This window comes from Caballeronia sp. LZ035 (assembly GCF_031451175.1).
Lineage (GTDB): Bacteria > Pseudomonadota > Gammaproteobacteria > Burkholderiales > Burkholderiaceae > Caballeronia.
Window position 1 is genome coordinate 839,190 of record NZ_JARUXS010000002.1, and the last position, 17,845, is coordinate 857,034.

Consider the following 17,845-nt stretch of genomic DNA (forward strand, 5'->3'; position numbering starts at 1 on the left):
CTGAAGCGGGTGGGTTCGTGTCACACGACCATGGGCGTTTTATTCGGCGCGTGATGTTGTGTTCGTTCATCACGCGCCTCATGCGTCGGGCTTAGCGGTGACTGGCGAAGACCGCGTCGTGAAGTTGAAACGCGCCGTCGAGTTCCGGAACAGCATGGCTCGCTGCGGTGACTGCACGGTCGAGCGCAGCATGATCCAGCGCTTCGATCACGATGAGTCCGGCAAACGCGCCTTCCTCACTGCGCCGCATCGACTTCTCGCGCGTGGAGATCGACGTCGAATCGGACTGCACGCGCATCACGCGCACCGCGACGACGCAATCCAGTTGCGCGAGCGCATCCAGGCAATCGCCGGTCAGTGCAGCGGGACATTCATCGTCGAAGCATGCAATCGCGATGTGACTGCCATGGCCGCGCGCATGGCCGGCTTCATGGATCAACGTGCCGCCGCCGCGCCGGAACTGCATCAGCGTGGGCATGATGCGCTGGGTCCACGGCGTGGGCGCATTGAGCCTCGTCAGATAACCCTCGCTCGACATGACTTCGGCATGGTCGAGTTCATAGAGCATCAGGTACTGCGACGGCTTGCTGTCGCGCCGCTTGAAGACGCGGCCCGAGCAGAAGCCCGGCACGCTCACGCGCTCGAACACATGTTCGCGCGTCAGCCAGTGCAGATAGTCGGTTTCCGCTTCCGGCGCGATGGTGCTCCAGATAGCCAGCAGGCCTCGATGGGATTCGTTCATCGGCTTCCTCGTTCGATTCGTTGGATAAGGTGTGATTCAAACGCTCGCCTGCTGCGCGCCGGCGTCCCGTTTGCCGAGGACGTCATCGGCGGAATCGAGGCGGTTCAGATCCACGCCGGCCGTTTCCGGACCGATGGCGATCATGCAGAAGGACAGCACGTTCAATGCGGCGACGAGCGCGACGAGCGGCCACGGCGAGCCATGGCTCAGGTTCAGCAGCCACGTTGCGACCACGGGGATCGGGCCGCCGGCGAACAGGCTCGCTCCGGTGAAGGCCAGCGCCGAGCCGGAATAGCGCACGTTGGTCGGGAAGGCTTCCGCGAACGCCACCGGCTGGATGCCGGTCTGCACTTGCGTGAAGCCCATGAACAGGCCCATGGCGATGGCCATCGGCACGAAGCTGCGGGTGCCCAGCACGGGGAAATAGAACAACATGATGACGAGCGTCGCGGCTGAAGCGAGCATCAGCGCGCGCCTGCGGCCGATGCGGTCGCTCAGCAGACCGCCGAGAATCGAGCCGGCGACGGCGCATGCGTTGGCGATCATCAGCAGCGTGAAGCCGGTTTGCTTCGGCACGCCGAGGGTATTGGTCAGATAGCCAAGCGTGAAGACGACCGCGAGATAGAACAGCGCGGTCGGCCCGCAGAAGAACAGCATCATGCGGATGATGGTCTTGTAGTGCAGGCGGAATGCATCCTTGAGGGGACTGCTGACCGACGCGACAGCGGACTGCTTCATCTGCAGGAAGGCGGGCGTCTCGGCGACGCGCAGCCGGATATAGATGCCCACGAGCACGAGCAGAAAGCTCATCACGAAGGGAATGCGCCAGCCATAGCGTGTGAAGGCATCGGCGCTCATGGTCGCGGACAACAGCAGCAGGACCGCATTGGCGAGGATCTGGCTGAGCGGCGCGCACATGCCGATCAGGCCGGAATACTTGCCGCGTCGGTCGGCGGGCGCGTGTTCCAGCGCCATCAACTGACCGCCCGTCGATTCACCGCCCAGCGCGAAGCCCTGGATGATGCGCAACAGGACGAGCAGGATGGGCGCGAGCATGCCGATCTGCGCGTAGGTCGGCAAGAGGCCCATCAGCACCGAGGTGATGCCCATCACCGAGACGGTGCCGAGCATCAGGTTGCGGCGGCCGATCTTGTCGCCGAAGTGGCCGCAGATGATCGCGCCCAGCGGTCGCGCCGCCAGTCCCACGCTGAAGGTGGCCAGCGAGGCGAGCAGGGCGGAGCTGGGCTCCATTGCGGGAAAGAACAGTTTGGGCAGGACCGTGGCGGCCACCGAACCGTATAGCGTGAAGTCGAACCATTCGAGCGCGGTGCCGAATGTCGCCGCACTGACGGCGCGATTCGCCATCGATTGCTTGCCGCTTGTTGCGTGTGCCGATTCCAATTTGTCTCCTCCGGATAATGTGCTGTTGTTGATCGTGCAGGCGTGCGCATGCCTTCGCATCGGGATGCTAATTAAAATAAAAGTGCAGATGCGACAGGCGACGAACGCGCCCGATGTTATGCCGACATGCTCACTGCGTAATTGGGACCCTGCATGGCGCGTCGAAGCATCGGCGACACGCCGCTGGCTTCGGACAGTTCAGCCGCCGTGGACATCAATGCCGGCACGAGTGCGGTCATGCGCTCTTCGGTAAGACGCGACATCGGGCCTGCAATGATCAGGATGGCGCGCACTTCGCCGGCCGAGGTTCGCACCGGTGTCGCCATCGAGCTCATGGCGGGCAGGAACATGTCCTGGGTGGTGGCATAGCCGTTGGCGCGCGCGGCCTCGATGAGCGGCAGCAGCGCCTTGAAGGTGGTCGGCGCGCGCGGGCCGAAGTCCGACGGCGCACCGAAGCCTTGTCTGGACACCAGTCGCATGGCTTCTTCGTCGCTCATGCCGGCCATCCACACGATGCCGGCGGCGCTGCATGAAAGCGTGACGGGCCGGCCCATCTCCGGATCGTAGCGAATGCCCTGGCGCGCGCCCTGGGCTTTGGCGACGTAGATCAACTGCTCGCCGTCGAGAATGGCCAGGCGGACCAGTTCTTCCGAAGTCGATGCAAGCCGTTCGAGGATCGGCTGGGCCACATCCACGACACCGCCCGCGCTCAGAAAGCGCAAGCCGAGCGAGGGCAGTTTCATCGTGAGCATGAACTCGCCGCGCCGTTCGTCCTTGCGCACGTAGTCCTGTTCCATCAGGTCCGCCAGCAGCCGGTGCGCGGCGCTGACCGGAACATCGAGCGCGGTCGCGACTTCGGAGAGCGTCCTGCCCTCCGGCGCATTCGCCAGCTCTTCCAGTACCCGAAGGATTCGATCCGCCACCGCACTCATGCTTTCCTCTCGCTCGCTCCGTCAGACGGCCCTTTGGCCGCGTGACCACAGTATATTGGAAAGAATTTGCATTTTGCAAAGAGTTTCCAAAAATGCGGCGTCGGGGTTTTTACGAGGGTGCGGGGTGATCGCTTGCGGCTAGACGCGCACGCCTTCCACTTCGAATTCTTCGACCGGCCCATAGACTGCGTTCGGCTTGCCGGAGACGACGGCCCAGTAACGGTCGCCATAGGACCAGTGCCACCATTCGGACGGATAGTTCACGAAGCCGGCGGCGCTCATGGCATCGCGCAGAATGGCGCGGTTGCGGGCTGCTTCGCGTGTGATGAAGACGCTGTCGGTGAAGCAGGCGCCCGATGACTCGGCATCGTTGGCGTTGAGGACGGCGCCCATGTCGACGTGTCCGCCGTCGATGCGCTGCAAGGTCAAGTCGATGGCCGCGCCGGTTGGATGCCCCCCCACTTCAGGCGGCGCGACCCATTGGCTGACTTTCTCGTAGAGCGCGTCGTCCTTGAGCCAGGGATGGTCGCGCTTGAGTACGTGGGTGTAGTCGCGGAAATAGCTGCGCTGTACATCGAGGGACCGGTACGCTTCGACCACGAGCAGCCCAAGGTGCGGCGGAAGCGTCCGCGCTGCCATGACGAGGCGCCTTGCCACGCCGAGCCGGGACCAGCAGAAGTAATCGCCATCGCTGGATATGAGTTGGCGGCTCATATCCACGGTTATGCGCTCATGAATATCCTGCAAGTTCACGAAAGCTTCACCGCACTCCATGTATTCCATTCGTTTTATGCTTGGGTGCGCCAGTGTCAGCATTGAAGATTCCTTTAGCCTGGATGAGTTTCTTGTTTGAATCTCCAGTCGATCATGGTTTCTTCACGCGCCCTTCGTCAATAGCGTGATGAACGCGTGCGCTGCTCCGCGCACATAACGAAAATGAAGGGAAGCGCGACAACTCTGGTTGTCCGGCTGTCCCCCAAGCCTTATTTGGTGGCGGCAACCACGAATGCATCCGAGCGGTCTGCCAGCATCAACGCGCCCAGAAGCTCGCTGTTGTTGAAGAACACGGCGCCGGTCACGGTCGCGCCCGGATACAGGCAAGGTGCGGCACCGAACGTAATGGTGGCGTCGAGTACGTTCTTGTCGCCATGCGGGCGGGTGGTTCCGGTATAGCTACAGCCGCTCGGTCCGGCGCCCTTGATCGAGCCGTCCAGGCCGATCGTGAAGCTCGTCGCTTCACCGCCGCGCGTGGACCCGGCCGCACCCGAATACACGCCTGCGACTGCCGAGAGCGTGATCGGACGTTCATAGGCGAAGTCGTACACGAGGTTGAAGGTGCTGCTGCTCTGCTTCGCCGCGCTCGTGTACAGCGCGCCCTGGATGCTGTTGCGCCCGTTATAGCCGGCGAGCACGGGGGTGTCGGTCATGCGGCTGCCGGTGATGTCGAAGGTGCGCGCGTTGTCGGACTGAAACGTGCCGTGAGAGGCCGTGGCCGTGCCTTGCACGAGGCCGAACGTGTTGCTGGCCGTATCGACATAGACGAAGTAGAACGCGCCGCTGTCGAGCACCGCGCCGCCGATCGTATGGCCATAGGCATCGGTGCCGGAATAGAGACCTTGCGCGGCATTCGGTGCGGGCGCGGCAGGCGCGGCATCCGAACCGCCGCCGCCTCCGCCACATCCCGTCAGAACCAAGGTAAGCGCGGAGAGAGCAACAACACGTTTCATGCAAATTTCCATCGAAAGACTTTGCTTGTGCGGCAAAGCGTTGAGAGGAGGCGATGACACGCCGCTCTGGCGGATATCGGCAGCACACCGCCGAACTTGAGCGGAGCGAAATGCCGGGCTATCGATGCTTCGGCATTGCACGCTGCAAACCGGATGCCGCTATCAACGACGCTTTATTGAACAATCAGAATATGGTGTGATGTATTGCGCATTTTGCAAGCCAATCTAAAGCGTTTATTCAGATAATGGTGATAACATTTCAACCAGTTGAGTTTTGAGAATCATGTTGAGCACATTCGGCGAAGATAGTCGTGAAAAATCGCACCGACTGGTCGGTTGGCTCAAGTTTCGCCATCTGCAAATTCTGGTAACGCTTAAGGAGTGCCGCAGCCTGAATGCGGCGGCGAAGCAGCTCAATGTCACACAACCGGCATTGAGCAAGACGCTCGCGGAAATGGAGCAGACCTTCGGCGTGGCGCTGTTCGAGCGGGATTCCCGCGGCGTTGTGCCCACGCAGTACGGCCACACCGTGCTGAGAGGTGCCAAGCTTCTACTGGATGATCTCGAGCGCTTGCGCCGCGAAACCCTGAGCGATCATCCGGATCTTCTGATCAAGATCGGCGCCGCTCCGTTCATTGCGCAAGGTTATCTTCCTGTTGTCTTTCGCGAGCTCACGCGCTCGAATCCCCAATTGCGCGTGCGGCTCAAGGAAGCCCCCGTGCCCGAATTGCTGTTTCGGCTGGAGCAGGGTGAACTGGATGCGGTCATCACGACGTTCGCGCTTCCCAGTTCGGCCATGCGCTCGTTTCAGTTCAGGAAACTGTTCACCATGAATCTCGTGGTGATCGCATCCGCTGGCGATCCCTTGACGAATCTCGAAGAAGTACCGTGGGACTTGCTCAGGGACAAACGCTGGATCCTGCCGCCATCGGATTCCATCATCGGCAAGGCGGTGGCCGAGATGTTCGTTCTCGATGGCTTGCCGCCGCCGGTTCCCGTCATCGAGTCGCAGCAGCCGTTGACGAATCTGCAGATGGTCGCGGACGACGTCGGCCTGAGCGTATTGCCTTCGCTGGCCTTGTTGAATCAGCCGGCGGAAGAACAGGTGAAGATCCTCAACATGTCGCCGCGCCTGCCGTCCTGGCCGGTTGCGCTGATTCATCGCCGGGGCGAGCCTGCGCCGTGGCTGCCGCTGCTGCTCGACGCGCTGAACGAAGACGACTGATGCAGGCGCCCCGCGCGGGGCGCCCTGCATGCATTACACGCCGGTCTTCATCCCCATTCCCATCGCCGGGTCCGAGACGAGATCTTTGCCGTTCTCGATCCGTCCCGCGAAGCGCCGCCTGAATGCAGCCGACGTACTGCTCGTGACCGTGAAGTCGTACCAGTTGCCGCTATCGGTCACCGGCCAGCTCAGTTCGCCGATGCTGTTCGCTGCAACCGTCTTGCTCCACGGCCCATCGGTACGATAGGCAAGTGCGGCGGCGGTGAAGGTCACGGGCTGATTGCCGCGGTTATGCAGCTTGACGCTGACCGAGGTCGCATCGCACGGCAGATAGCACACCTGGATCTCCGGATTCGCCGCCGCGTTCACTTCGTTCAGGTTGCCGACGAACTCGCGGTGATAGCCATTCGGACCCAGCACCCAGAGATCGTAGCGACCGTTGTCGGCGGCGGGCACGGTCCACGTTCCCGTCAACGACTTGCCTGCTTCGACCACATAGCGACGCGGCACGAGATCGAGATGATTGCGGTCGTACACGTGAAAGACCGCGCCGACACCGCTCGTGCTGCCATTGGCGAATTCCAGCGCGATGGCCGCCGAACCCGCGTTGATATGCGCCGTGGTGTGCAGCTCATAGGGCAAGGCACGCGAAGGACGTGATCCCGTAGCCTGCATGGGCGCCGCCGATGCCGCCGTCGCCGCAGGAACCGCAATCGCCGCCGATGCAGCCTGCGAGGTGGCGAGCGTATCGGCGGCGTCTTTCGTGGTGCGCCCCGACAGGGCCGCCAACGTAGCGCTGTTCGGGCTCACGAAGTCGAAGCACGACATCAGGTCGCCGCACACGGCGCGGCGATAGCTGCTGATCTGCGGCTCTGCCACGCCGAAGCGCTTCTCGAGAAACATCAGGGTCGAAGTGTGATCGAAGACCTGCGAGTTGACGAAGCCGCCACGGCTCCATGGCGAGATCACCCACATCGGCACGCGCGGTCCGGGGCCGTACGGACGGCCATCGATGGCGGGCTGCTTGCTCGTGGCCGGCGTGAAGTTATGGTATTCGGGCGCCATGTCGGTGTCCGACAGCGTGCTGGCCCCGGCCATCGAGCCATCCGCCGCATGCGAAGGCGCGCTCGGCGGCGGCACGTGATCGAAGAAACCGTCGTTCTCGTCGTAATTGACGAGCAGCACGGTCTTGCTCCACACCTCCGGATTCGCGGTGAGGGCATCGAGCACTTCCTGCACGTACCAGCCGCCTTGCGTCGGGCTGGACGGCCCCGGATGCTCGCTATACACCGAAGGCGGGATGATCCACGAGACCGCCGGCAAGCTGCCTTTCTGGATGTCTTCGCGGAAGGTTTCGAGGAAGCCCTGCGGCATGGTGTTGCCGAAGCCCTTGGCGAGCGGGCTCAGCGCGTCGTCGATGGAGGCATCGTAGAACGGGCCCGCTGCCGTCACGGACTGCGTGATGTCCGTGCTCGCGACATACAGCGGCCGCCGTTCCGCCGGCATCTGCTCGATGGCGGCGCGCCAGTGGCGGAAGCTCATCATCTCGTTGCAGCCGAAGTTGTCGATCAGGCTCTGATAGACCTTCCAGCTCACGCCCGCCGATTGCAGCCGGTCCGCGTAGGTTGTCCAGGTCCAGCCGTCGGTGGACGCGCCCACGTCATTGCCGCCGTTGAATTCATTGTTGAGCGCCGCGACCCTGACCGGCACGTTGCCGCCCGGCGTCACGCCGTTGGGTCCGTTCGTGCCGGTCCAGTAGAACAGGCGATTGGCGATGGTGCCGGTATGCATGCCGCAGTGATACGCGTCGCACAACGTGAAGGCATCCGCGAGCGCGCGATGGAACGGCACTTCCACGGTCTCGTAGTAACCCATCGACAAGGGCTTTTTCGAAGTGGGCCAGGCCGCCATGCGGCCGTTGTCCCAGGCGGATTGCGCGTCGGCCCAGCTGTGCGGCGTGCTGCCGGCGCGCTGTGCGTTGCCCTGGCTTTCGTCGAGATGATAGGGCAGCAGCGTGCTGGTGGCGCCGCCATTGGTATAGCTTTGATAAAACACGTTCGATGCCGTGGGCGACGGAATCGCAAAGCGGTCGCCATAGCCGCGCACGCCCTTGAAGGTGCCGAAATAGCTGTCGAACGAGCGGTTCTCGAGCATCAGCAGCACGACGTGCTGCACGTCCTTGATGGTGCCGGTGACGTTGTTCGCATCGATCGCGAGGGCGCGGCGGATCGCGGGCGGAAAGGTCGAGAGCACGGCCGCCGATGCCACGGTGCCGAGCGACGAACGGAGGAAGCTTCTCTTCGATGGACTGAAAGTCATGCGTTCTTGTGGGCTCGTTATGGGTGTGCTGGCGTGGCTCAGGGAGCGGGTGCGCAGTGGCTGGTCTTGCAGGTGGAAGCGTCGCTGGACGCAGGCGCATCGGAGCCTGAGTCATGTCCTCCGCAGGCTGTCAGCACGAGCGTAGCGCAAACGATTGCACTCGCGAGCAGCGGCCTGCCCGGCTTGAAAAAGCGGGTCATGGGGTGGGTCTTGGCGTGAATGGAGCGGGTTGATCGATGGACGGAACGCGCTTGTGCACAAGCTTCGTTCCGAGTGAACCGGGCGCCTGATTCAGACCATCAATCTAGAGGTGTTTTCTTGCAGGAATGTGAAAGGAGCGGGAATAGATTTCGTAAAGACGAGGTAATCAGTGGTGGTGCTGGCGCGGGGAAGCGCCAGGCGAGGGAAACAGGTTTGCGACAGCTAGTGCAACCAGGCGAAGGCGGCGAGCGCGATCATGACCGTGATCGCCCCGCCGATGCGCGTGGCGATCTGCGCGAAGGGCATCAGCTCCATGCGGTTCGCGGCGGTCAGGATGGCCACGTCGCCGGTGCCGCCGAGTCCGCTATGCGTTGCATTGACGATGGCCGCCTCGACCGGATACATGCCCATGCGGCGCGCCACGAGAAAGCCGGTCAGCGTCAACGTGAGCACGGTAGACACAGCCGTCACGATGTTGACCCAATGGAACGCGGCGACGATCTCGCCCCACGGTGTCATCGCGACGCTGATCGCGAACATGAGCGGATAGGTGACGGCGGTCGAGAAGAAGCCATACATGAAGCGCGCGCCGCCGCGCACGCGGGGCGACACGAGCTGGAAGAACTGCGCTCCGACCACCAGCACGAGCATCACCACCGGCGCGGGCCAGTCGAAGTATTGATGACTCAGCACGCCGACCAGATACAGCGCGATGGCCGTTGCGCCCGCGGCCGCGACCGAACTGACATCGAACTCGAACGAAGGCGCGCGGGCCTCGGTGACTTCATCGTCGGCTTGCGCGAGCGTCAGGCGGCCATTGCCGGTGAGATTCGGACGGCGCGTGCCGAGATAGCTCAATAGACCTGCGCAGCAGATCGCCGCGATGTTGCCGAGCATCACCGCCGAGAGCACCTGCGCGAACAACGGTCCTTGTTCCACGCCGAGAATCTGCGCATAGCCCGCTGAAAGCGGCAGCGCGCCTTCACCGACGCCGCCCGCCATGATCGGCACGACCACGAGAAAGAGCGCGTGCTTCAGGTCCAGTCCGAGCACCGTGCCCACCGTCGTGCCGACCAGCGCCGCCGCCACCGACCCGGCCGCCACCGGCACGAAGATCCGCACGAAGCCCTTGACGAGCGTCTGCCGGTCCATGCTCAGCACGCTGCCGACGATGATCGCGGCAATGAACAGATAGAGGAAATTGGACTGCTTGGTGAAGGTCGTGACAGCCTTCGCGATGGACGCGGGCATCAGGTGGTAGTACACCAGCATCGACGGGATGAAGGCCGCGAAGATCGAAGTCGCGCCGATGTGGCGGATCCACGGAATGCGCTTCGCCAGCTCGGCGCAGGTGAAGCCACCCACCGTGACGAGCGCGATGCCGGTCGGCAGGTCGGCGGCGAGTTTGCCGTGCGCGGTCATCGCGCCGAGCACGAGGATCAGCAGCACATAGACCGGCAGCGGCAACGCGCCGATGCGCACGTCGAACACGCGCCACCAGCGTTCTTTCAGGCCCGGGTGATCGGGGGTGGCGACCGAGGGTGCGGCGGACTTCATCGAGGGTTCTCCGTTCATCGTGGGTCAGATGAAAATGAGCAAGGCCGCACCATACACGATGAAGCCCACGGCAAAGGTCATCACGGTGAAGCCGAGCACGCGCTGCACGCCGACGCCCGCCATCGCGACCACCGGCGCGGCCCAGAACGGCTGCAACATGTTCGAGACCTGTTCGCCCATCGCGACGGCCATCGTCGTTGCCGGCACGGATGCATGCAGCGCGACGGCCGCGGGCACCACGAACGGTCCCTGCACGGCCCAGTGACCGCCGCCGCTCGGAATGAAGAAGGTGACGATCAGCGAGCAGATGTAGCTCCAGAACGGCAGCGTGTGCGCGTTCGAGATCGTGATGAAGAAGTGCGAGATCACGTCGGGCAGGCCGGTGGCGTCCATCATGCCCATGATGCCGCCGTACAGCGGATATTGAAGCATCATCGAGCCGGTCTGCTTCGCGGCGTTTTTGATGGCATCGGCATAGGCGAGCGGATAGCCATGAAAGATCACGCCGCCGATGAACATCACGAAGATCACCGCATTCACGCCCGAGAACGGAATGTGCTGGACCTGCGCCAGCACGATCAGCGCAATGCCCATCGCGCCGATGAACGCACTGCCGAGCCACGAATGCTCGATGGCTTGCGCGACGCTCAGCTTGCCTTCGGGGCGCTTGCGCACCGGGGCGTCGGGATGCTTGTCGGTGTCGAGCACGACGGCGTCTTCGTCGCGCGGCTTGAGCCACGCGAGCACGAAGGGCATGACGACGAGCATCACGAGCGTCGGCACGAGGTTGAAGCGCGTGAACACAGTCTCGCCGAACGGCAGCACCGCGCCCGTCAGCTTCTGCACGACGTTCATCGCGCTGCCCGGCGTCGATTGCGCCAGCGCAATGGAACTCGAAATGCCGCTGGCCCACACGACCCAGCCGGAGAAGCCGGCCGCGACGATCCACGCGAAGTCCACGCGCAGGCGCTTGGCCACTTCGCGTGCGAGCAGCGCCGCGACGACCAGCCCCATGCCCCAGTTGAAGAACGAGGTCACGGCCACCAGCACGAAGGTCAGCGTGGCGGCCTGCGCGGGCGTGCGCGCGACCGACACGAGCGCCTTGAACAGGCGCTGCACGGGCGGCGCGTGCGCGAACGCATGGCCTGTGACGAGCACGAGCGTGATCTGGAACGCGAACGTGAAGATGCCGAAGAAGCCCTTGTACCAGCCGCCGATCATCCCCGGCACGGACGCATGCGGCGCGAAGATCAGCGAGAGCACCGCGACGATCGCGGTGATGAGGATCGCGAGCACGAACGGATCGGGAATGGTGCGCTCGAACAGCCGGATGGTGGCTTCGGTGAAGCGGGTCTTGCGCACGGGCGTCGGCGCGGCGGTGGATTTCATGCGGTGTCTCCTGTGAGTCTTGTTCTTTTTAGATCGCGAAGCCGTACAACACGGCGGGGTTGGTTTCGAGAATGCGTTCCCGGGTGCTCTCGTCCTCGGCCCATTCGCCGAGCAAGTCGAGCAACATGGCGTCGTCGGGCTTGTGCGTCTCGGTCACGTGCGGCCAGTCGCTGCCCCATACGAGACGCTCGGGCAAGGCATCGACCCAGGCGCGCGCCATCGGCGTGATGTCGGCGTAGCGCTGCTCCAGTCCCGCCGCCGAATCCAGATAAGGACCGGACAGCTTGATCCAGGCGCGGCCCGCATCGGCGAGATCGCGCACGATGTCGAAGGCCGCGTGGCGCACGCCGTCAGTGAGCGGCAGACGCGCGCGATGATCGAACACCATCGTCGCGGGCAGGTAGCGCAACAGCGCTTCATGTTGGACGATCTGTTCGGCGGTCCAGTGCAACTGCACGTGCCAGCCAAGTTCGGCGACGCGCCGCGCAAGCGGCTCGACCATCTCGAAGCCGACTGCCGCGTTCGCAGCCGTATAGAGCGTGAAGCGAATGCCGCGTATGCCGCCCTGGTCGAGCGCATGGAGTTCGGCGTCGGTCACGTCCGGATGCAGCACGGCGATGCCGCGCGCATGCTCGATGCCGAGCTGGCGGATGGCATCCACGGTCACGGCGTTGTCGGTGCCGTACACGCGCGGCGTCACGATCACGACCCGCTCCGTGCCGATGCGCGCCTGCACCTTGCGGTACGCGGCGACATCGGCATCGGCGACGAAGCCGTGCGCGTCCGGCTGCTTCAGGAACGCGCGGTCATAGATGTGAATGTGGGAATCGCATTTCATCGCGGCAGGTCTCCGTTCAGAGCACGGCGCGCTTCGCACGCAGTGCTTCGATGTCCGCTTCGTTCAGGCCGGCTTCGCGCAGCAGCGCATCGCTGTGCTGGCCGAAGGCGGGCGCGGCGAACGGCTCGGGCAGCGGCGTCGCGCCGAAGCGCACCGGATGCCGGAAGCCGCGATAACCGCCGAGACCCGGATGCTCGAAATGCGTGACCATCTCTTCTGCGAGCACCTGGGGATCGTCGAACATGTCTTCCACGCTGCGTGCGGCGGCGCAGGGCACGGCGTCACCGAAACGCGCTTCCCATTCGAGCGCGCTGCGTTGCGCGAGCGCCGCATGCAGCTGCGGCACGATCTCGTCGCGATGGATCGCGCGCTTGCGCACGCTGTCGTAACGTTCGTCGGCGGCGAGCGCGTCGAGGCCGGTCAGCTCGCACAGCGACTTCCAGAAATGCGGCGTGTTCGCGGAGAGATAGAGATACCCTTGGCGCGTCGGATGAATGCCCGTGATGCCGCCCGAACGCATGTCGCGGCCCACGTCCTTCGGCTCGCCATCGGCCCAGATGAGACGCGCGGACTGCATCGTCAGCGCACTGCGCAGCAGCGACACGCCCACATACTGTCCTGCGCCGCTCTTCTCGCGCGCGAACAGCGCCGACGCCACGCTCGACGCCACCAGCGCCGCCGCATAGTAATCCACCACCGAGCCGTACAGCACCTCAGGCGGGCCATCGGCCGGGCCTTGCAGCGTACACATGCCGGTCATCGTCTGCAGGACCTGGTCGTAGCCCGCCTTGTCCTTGTTCGGACCGGTTTCGCCATAGCCCGTCACCGCGCAATAGACGAGTCGCGGATTCACTTCCCGCAGTTGCTCGTAGGCAATGCCGAGCCGCGCCGGCACGCTCGGACGGAAGTTATGCACGAGCACGTCGGCCTGCTTCACGAGTGCGAGCAATACATCGAGCGCTTCCGGCTGCTTCAGGTCGAGCGCGAGGCCGCGCTTGCCGCGGTTCACGCCGAGAAACGCGCGGCTTTCTGCTTCGAGCGTCGACGGATACTTGCGCAGGTTGTCGCCCGTGGGCGGCTCGATCTTGATGACTTCGGCGCCCTGGTCCGCCAACAGCGTGCAGCCATAGGGACCGGCGATGTAGGCGCTCAGATCGAGCACGCGCACGCCGGAGAGCGGTCCGCCGCGCCCAGTGTTCTGTTCCATGAAACCTTCTCCTTTCAAATTCCGGCAATGGTGCGCTGCTCGTCGGAGAGCAGGCCGAGCCGCGCGGCGTCGCTGACCAGCACGCGTGCGCGTTCGACGAACGGCGGATCGATCATCCGGCCATCGACGACATACGCGCCGACACCTTTCGCATCGGCTTCGCGCGCGGCCACGACCACGCGTACCGCGTGCGCGATGTCTTCGTCGGAAGGACGGAAGACGTCGTTCGCAATCGCAATCTGGCTCGGATGAATGCAGCTCTTGCCGATGAAGCCGAACGCGCGTGCCAGTTGCGCCTCTGCGCGGAAACCGTCCGCGTCCTTGATGTTGGCGAACGCGCTGTCATAGGCGAAGACATTCGCTTCTCCCGCCGCGATGCGCAGCGCGAACATCGCCTGTTCGATGGCCGCGTTCTCGCGCCGCGCAATGCCGAGCGGCTCGAACAGATCGCCGAGCCCGAGTTGCAGGCCCGCGACGCGCGGATGCGCGCCGGCCAGTTCGGCGGCGTGGCGCAATGCGCGCGGCGACTCGACGTTGAGCAGCAGGCCGATCGGCGCGCTCACGCCATGGGCGCGTTCGGCCGCTTCCAGCGCGGCGGCGGCGGCCAGTACGTCGTCGGGATGTTCGGGCTTCGGCAGGTTGACGAGGGAGACGCCGTTGCGCGCGACCGCGTCGATGTCGGCGGCGAAATGCGGCGTGGACAGCGCGTTGACGCGCACGATCAATGTCTTGTCGCTTGCCAGGGCGTCGCTGCTTTCGAGCAGTACGCGTAAATCCGCGCGCGCCTGCGGCTTGCGCTCGGGCGCCACACTGTCTTCGAGGTCGAACGAGAGGGCGTCGGCGGCGCTGGCGAGCGCCTTGGCAAAGAGTTCCGGGCGCGATGCCGGCACGAAGAGCTTGCTTCTCATGTGTCTCCCAACTGTTCTGAACTGTATTTGCTTTATCAGACAGTCTACGCAGCCTCAGGTTTTAGATAAACTATCCGCGTCTATCTTCAAACAAAAGCAAATCTACGCAATGGAGTCAGCCTTTCTTTCCAATTTGCTGCTCGTCGTCGATACCGGCTCGATGGCGGAAGCGGCGCGGCGCGTCGGCGTGACGCCGGCGGCGATTGCACAGCAAATGGCGTCGCTCGAACGCGAGCTTGGCATCACGCTGTTCGTGCGCTCAGGCCGCACGGTGATTCCGACCGAGGCGGGGCATCGCGTGATCGAGCGGGCGCGCGGCCTGGTCGCCGATATCGCGGACCTCAAGGCGCACGCGCTGGAAGGTGAGCCGACCGGTGAGCTGCGAATCGGCACCATCACGACGGCGCTGCTGAGCCTGCTGCCCGACGTGCTCGCCAACTTCGCCCGTGCCTTTCCGCGCGCCAAGGTGCTGATTCGCGCGGGCACCTCGATGGAGCTGTACGACACGCTGCAACGCGGCGATCTCGATGTCGCCATTTGTCTGCATCCGTCGTTCGCGTTGCCGAAGGCCTATGACTGGCATTTGCTGCGTGAGGAACCGCTCGTCGTGCTGGCGCCCGGACGGCTGGCTCGGGACGATCCGCATGAATTGCTGCGGCGCGAGCCGTTCGTCCGTTATGACCGAACGCTCGGCGGCGGCAAGCAGGCCGACAACTATCTGCGCGCTGCACGCATCGTGCCGCGCGAACTGTTCGAACTGAACTCGCTGATGGCCATCGCGATGATGGTCGATCGCGGCCTGGGCGTCTCGCTCGTGCCGGATATCGTCTCACCGATGACGGCTGCGCTGTCCATTGCGCGGCTTGCCTTGCCGATGCAAGTGGAACCGCGCCGCTTCGGCATGGTGTGGCAACGTTCGTCGCCGCGCGCGCGGCTGATCCAGGGCTTGCTGCGCTGCGCGGACGAGGCGGTCGCGGCGAGTATCGCGCAGGGTTGAGCGAGGCAATCAAGGCAGACAAGAGCGAACAAGTTCGCCGTGCGAGAACGATTCCGCATGGCGACGTCAAGGCAGCAACAATCCGCATGCATACTTTGACTAACTATCGAATGATGCGCGGCATAATGCAGATAATCCGTTTCCGGATTGATAACTGAGCGAGCGCTATCATGAGCGAACCAAAAATAAAGCGAGACCCGGAGGGAACACGGCGGCGCATTCTGGAGGCGGCCACCGAGCAGTTCACCCGGTTTGGCCTGGCCGGCGCACGGGTCGACGCCATCGCCACCGCGGCCGAAACCAATGAGCGCATGCTCTATTACTATTTTGCGAGCAAGGAAGGCTTGTACGTTTCGGTTCTCGAAACAATGTACGGGCGCTTCGGAGAGCGTGAAGTCAGTCTTGATCTGACCGGTCTGCCGCCGTCCGAGGCCGTGCGCAAGCTGGCCGAATCCATCTGGGATCATCTGCGTGAAAATCCCCAATGGCTGAGTCTCATCAATAACGAAAACCTGCATGAGGGACGATACCTGGAGCGTTCGAGCACCTTGCGCGAAACCATCTCGCCGGTTATCGACATCATGCGCGAGATCCTCGAACGCGGCATGGCGTCGGGCGAGTTCCGGCCAGGCGTCGATCCTCTCGACTTCTACATTACGGTCGTGGGCATGGGGTATTACGTCGTGTCGAACCGCTTCTCGATCAGTGCGTTCACCGGGCGCAACTATAGCGAGCAGCCGCGTTACGAAGCCATCGCCGCGATGCATACCGACATGCTGCTGGCCTATCTCACGTCACACAAGACGGCGCAGTAAGCTCAGCCGGGGCGACGACGTCACGCCATCTGACGTGTTGCGTCAGGCGACGCGATGTCATCGCCCCAGGCCTTGGCGGCAGCCACCGCGCGCCGCCAGTCCTTCAGGTTGGCCGCCACGCGTGCGGACGGCATCGACGGGTTGAAGCGCCGGTCGGGCTGCCACTGCTTCCGCACCGTTTCAACATCAGGCCAGAATCCCACCGCCAGTCCCGCCAGACAGGCCGCGCCGAGCGCGGTCGTTTCGATGATGCGCGGACGCACTGCATCGATGCCGAGCACGTCGGACTGGAACTGCATCAGCAGGTTGTTCGCGCAGGCGCCGCCGTCGACGCGCAATTCATCGATATGAATGCCGGAGTCGGCTTCCATGGCCTTGAGCACATCCGCCGATTGATACGCAATCGAATCCAGCGCCGCGCGCGCGATATGCGCCGAGGTCGTGCCGCGCGTCGCGCCGAACAGCGTGCCGCGTGCGCGGGCGCTCCAGTGCGGCGCGCCCAGTCCTGCGAAAGCCGGCACGAAGAAGACGCCATCGGAATCCGGAACGCTGCGCGCGAGCGCCTCGACTTCGGCTGCGCTGCGGATGATGCCCAGGCCGTCGCGCAGCCACTGCACCACCGCGCCCGCAATGAAGATGCTGCCTTCGAGCGCGTAATGAACCTCGTCGCCGAGCTTCCATGCAATGGTCGTGACGAGACTGTTCTTCGATTCGATCGGCTGTGTCCCGGTGTTCATCATCAGGAAGCAGCCTGTGCCGTAAGTGTTCTTCGCCATGCCAGGGCGTGTACACATCTGGCCGAACAGTGCGGCGTGCTGGTCGCCCGCGATGCCGGCCAGCGGCACTTCGGCGGTCAGCACGCCGGTTGCGGTGCGGCCCACGCATTCCGATGACGCGCGCACGTCGGGAAGCATGTTGCGCGGGATGTCGAAGGCGTCGAGCAGTTCGCTGTCCCACTCGAACGTGTGGATGTTGTAGAGCATCGTGCGGGACGCGTTGGTGATGTCGGTGACATGCAGCGCACCCTTTGTGAAATTCCAGATGAGCCAGCTGTCCACCGTGCCGAACGCGAGCTTGCCGCGCGCCGCCTGCTCGCGCGCGCCCTCGACGTTGTCCAGGATCCAGCGGATCTTGGTCGCGGCGAAATACGCGTCGATGGGCAAGCCGGTCTTCGCGCGCACCATGCCCGACAAGCCGTCCGCCTTGAGCGTGTCGCACAGGTCGGCGGTGCGGCGGTCCTGCCACACGATCGCGTTATGGATGGGCTTGCCAGTCTCCCGATCCCACACGATGGTCGTCTCGCGCTGGTTGGTGATGCCGATTGCCTCGATATCGCCGGCCTCCGCGCCGCCTCGCAACAGTGCCTCGGCAGCGACGCCCGACTGGGTCGACCAGAGTTCCCACGGGTCGTGTTCCACCCAGCCGGGTCGCGGATAGATCTGCGTGAACTCCTTTTGCGCCGATGATACGAGCCTTCCTTGGGCGTCGAACAGCATCGCGCGCGAACTGGTGGTGCCCTGATCGAGGCTCAGGATGAAGCGCTGTTTCATCGTTTGTCTCCGAATATTGTTCTTGAGCCACGCGTGC

The 17,845-nt window shown here is 63.9% G+C and carries 15 protein-coding genes; 3 read left to right on the top strand and 12 right to left on the bottom strand.

The features are described from left to right. Nucleotides 1-91: 91 nt before the first annotated feature. The 5 genes from QCE88_RS19375 to QCE88_RS19395 all read right to left on the bottom strand — a co-directional run bounded on the left by QCE88_RS19375 (nt 92) and on the right by QCE88_RS19395 (nt 4,802). Nucleotides 92-742 (bottom strand): DUF4286 family protein, encoded by a 651-nt coding sequence (locus tag QCE88_RS19375; RefSeq protein ID WP_309905080.1) that lies wholly within the window; start codon nt 740-742, stop codon nt 92-94. 36 nt (nt 743-778) lie between these two features. After that, on the bottom strand, nt 779-2,107 hold the full coding sequence (locus tag QCE88_RS19380; protein WP_309906522.1) for an MFS transporter: 1,329 nt from the start codon (nt 2,105-2,107) through the stop codon (nt 779-781). 152 nt (nt 2,108-2,259) lie between these two features. After that, nucleotides 2,260-3,075: an IclR family transcriptional regulator gene (locus tag QCE88_RS19385; protein WP_309905082.1), complete on the bottom strand. Its 816-nt coding sequence runs from the start codon at nt 3,073-3,075 to the stop codon at nt 2,260-2,262. A 138-nt stretch (nt 3,076-3,213) separates the two neighbouring features. Then, the gene (locus QCE88_RS19390) at nt 3,214-3,891 is read right to left on the bottom strand and encodes a M15 family metallopeptidase (protein ID WP_309905084.1); all 678 of its coding nucleotides are present in this window, start codon (nt 3,889-3,891) and stop codon (nt 3,214-3,216) included. A 167-nt stretch (nt 3,892-4,058) separates the two neighbouring features. Beyond that, nucleotides 4,059-4,802: a hypothetical protein gene (locus QCE88_RS19395; RefSeq protein ID WP_309905086.1), complete on the bottom strand. Its 744-nt coding sequence runs from the start codon at nt 4,800-4,802 to the stop codon at nt 4,059-4,061. Between the two features lie 283 nt (nt 4,803-5,085). On the opposite strand from QCE88_RS19395, the gene QCE88_RS19400 reads away from it, so the two are divergent. After that, on the top strand, nt 5,086-6,027 hold the full coding sequence (locus tag QCE88_RS19400) for a LysR family transcriptional regulator (protein ID WP_309905088.1): 942 nt from the start codon (nt 5,086-5,088) through the stop codon (nt 6,025-6,027). 33 nt (nt 6,028-6,060) lie between these two features. Here the strand turns inward: QCE88_RS19400 and QCE88_RS19405 are convergent, their stop codons facing one another. The 6 genes from QCE88_RS19405 to QCE88_RS19430 all read right to left on the bottom strand — a co-directional run bounded on the left by QCE88_RS19405 (nt 6,061) and on the right by QCE88_RS19430 (nt 14,446). Continuing rightward, nucleotides 6,061-8,346, bottom strand: a complete 2,286-nt coding sequence (locus tag QCE88_RS19405) for a phosphocholine-specific phospholipase C (RefSeq protein WP_309905090.1) — start codon at nt 8,344-8,346, stop codon at nt 6,061-6,063. Nucleotides 8,347-8,769: 423 nt separating this feature from the next. Beyond that, nucleotides 8,770-10,104, bottom strand: a complete 1,335-nt coding sequence (locus tag QCE88_RS19410; RefSeq protein WP_309905092.1) for a 2-hydroxycarboxylate transporter family protein — start codon at nt 10,102-10,104, stop codon at nt 8,770-8,772. A gap of 24 nt (nt 10,105-10,128) precedes the next feature. Then, on the bottom strand, nt 10,129-11,493 hold the full coding sequence (locus QCE88_RS19415; RefSeq protein WP_309905094.1) for a TIGR00366 family protein: 1,365 nt from the start codon (nt 11,491-11,493) through the stop codon (nt 10,129-10,131). Between the two features lie 28 nt (nt 11,494-11,521). Further along, nucleotides 11,522-12,331, bottom strand: a complete 810-nt coding sequence (locus tag QCE88_RS19420) for an amidohydrolase family protein (protein WP_309905096.1) — start codon at nt 12,329-12,331, stop codon at nt 11,522-11,524. Between the two features lie 16 nt (nt 12,332-12,347). Continuing rightward, the gene (locus tag QCE88_RS19425; protein WP_309905098.1) at nt 12,348-13,538 is read right to left on the bottom strand and encodes a CoA transferase; all 1,191 of its coding nucleotides are present in this window, start codon (nt 13,536-13,538) and stop codon (nt 12,348-12,350) included. Between the two features lie 14 nt (nt 13,539-13,552). After that, on the bottom strand, nt 13,553-14,446 hold the full coding sequence (locus QCE88_RS19430) for a CoA ester lyase (protein ID WP_309905100.1): 894 nt from the start codon (nt 14,444-14,446) through the stop codon (nt 13,553-13,555). A 109-nt stretch (nt 14,447-14,555) separates the two neighbouring features. On the opposite strand from QCE88_RS19430, the gene QCE88_RS19435 reads away from it, so the two are divergent. Then, nucleotides 14,556-15,443, top strand: coding sequence for a LysR family transcriptional regulator (locus QCE88_RS19435; RefSeq protein ID WP_309905101.1), 888 nt, complete (start codon nt 14,556-14,558; stop codon nt 15,441-15,443). A 170-nt stretch (nt 15,444-15,613) separates the two neighbouring features. After that, entirely contained in the window at nt 15,614-16,258 is a 645-nt protein-coding gene (locus tag QCE88_RS19440) for a TetR/AcrR family transcriptional regulator (RefSeq protein ID WP_309905103.1), read from the top strand. A 20-nt stretch (nt 16,259-16,278) separates the two neighbouring features. On the opposite strand, the gene glpK is transcribed toward QCE88_RS19440, so the two are convergent. Beyond that, the gene (gene glpK, locus QCE88_RS19445) at nt 16,279-17,808 is read right to left on the bottom strand and encodes a glycerol kinase GlpK (protein ID WP_309905105.1); all 1,530 of its coding nucleotides are present in this window, start codon (nt 17,806-17,808) and stop codon (nt 16,279-16,281) included. Between the last annotated feature and the right edge of the window lie 37 nt (nt 17,809-17,845).

What these genes read in the sequence shown, in the direction of transcription:
- QCE88_RS19415 (WP_309905094.1), bottom strand. Translation starts at nt 11,493, where the DNA reads ATGAAATCCACCGCCGCGCCGACGCCCGTGCGCAAGACCCGCTTCACC.
- QCE88_RS19425 (WP_309905098.1), bottom strand. Translation starts at nt 13,538, where the DNA reads ATGGAACAGAACACTGGGCGCGGCGGACCGCTCTCCGGCGTGCGCGTG.
- QCE88_RS19400 (WP_309905088.1), top strand. Translation starts at nt 5,086, where the DNA reads ATGTTGAGCACATTCGGCGAAGATAGTCGTGAAAAATCGCACCGACTG.
- QCE88_RS19385 (WP_309905082.1), bottom strand. Translation starts at nt 3,075, where the DNA reads ATGAGTGCGGTGGCGGATCGAATCCTTCGGGTACTGGAAGAGCTGGCG.
- QCE88_RS19375 (WP_309905080.1), bottom strand. Translation starts at nt 742, where the DNA reads ATGAACGAATCCCATCGAGGCCTGCTGGCTATCTGGAGCACCATCGCG.
- QCE88_RS19410 (WP_309905092.1), bottom strand. Translation starts at nt 10,104, where the DNA reads ATGAAGTCCGCCGCACCCTCGGTCGCCACCCCCGATCACCCGGGCCTG.
- QCE88_RS19395 (WP_309905086.1), bottom strand. Translation starts at nt 4,802, where the DNA reads ATGAAACGTGTTGTTGCTCTCTCCGCGCTTACCTTGGTTCTGACGGGA.
- glpK (WP_309905105.1), bottom strand. Translation starts at nt 17,808, where the DNA reads ATGAAACAGCGCTTCATCCTGAGCCTCGATCAGGGCACCACCAGTTCG.
- QCE88_RS19420 (WP_309905096.1), bottom strand. Translation starts at nt 12,331, where the DNA reads ATGAAATGCGATTCCCACATTCACATCTATGACCGCGCGTTCCTGAAG.
- QCE88_RS19390 (WP_309905084.1), bottom strand. Translation starts at nt 3,891, where the DNA reads ATGCTGACACTGGCGCACCCAAGCATAAAACGAATGGAATACATGGAG.
- QCE88_RS19380 (WP_309906522.1), bottom strand. Translation starts at nt 2,107, where the DNA reads ATGGCGAATCGCGCCGTCAGTGCGGCGACATTCGGCACCGCGCTCGAA.
- QCE88_RS19405 (WP_309905090.1), bottom strand. Translation starts at nt 8,346, where the DNA reads ATGACTTTCAGTCCATCGAAGAGAAGCTTCCTCCGTTCGTCGCTCGGC.
- QCE88_RS19430 (WP_309905100.1), bottom strand. Translation starts at nt 14,446, where the DNA reads ATGAGAAGCAAGCTCTTCGTGCCGGCATCGCGCCCGGAACTCTTTGCC.
- QCE88_RS19440 (WP_309905103.1), top strand. Translation starts at nt 15,614, where the DNA reads ATGAGCGAACCAAAAATAAAGCGAGACCCGGAGGGAACACGGCGGCGC.
- QCE88_RS19435 (WP_309905101.1), top strand. Translation starts at nt 14,556, where the DNA reads ATGGAGTCAGCCTTTCTTTCCAATTTGCTGCTCGTCGTCGATACCGGC.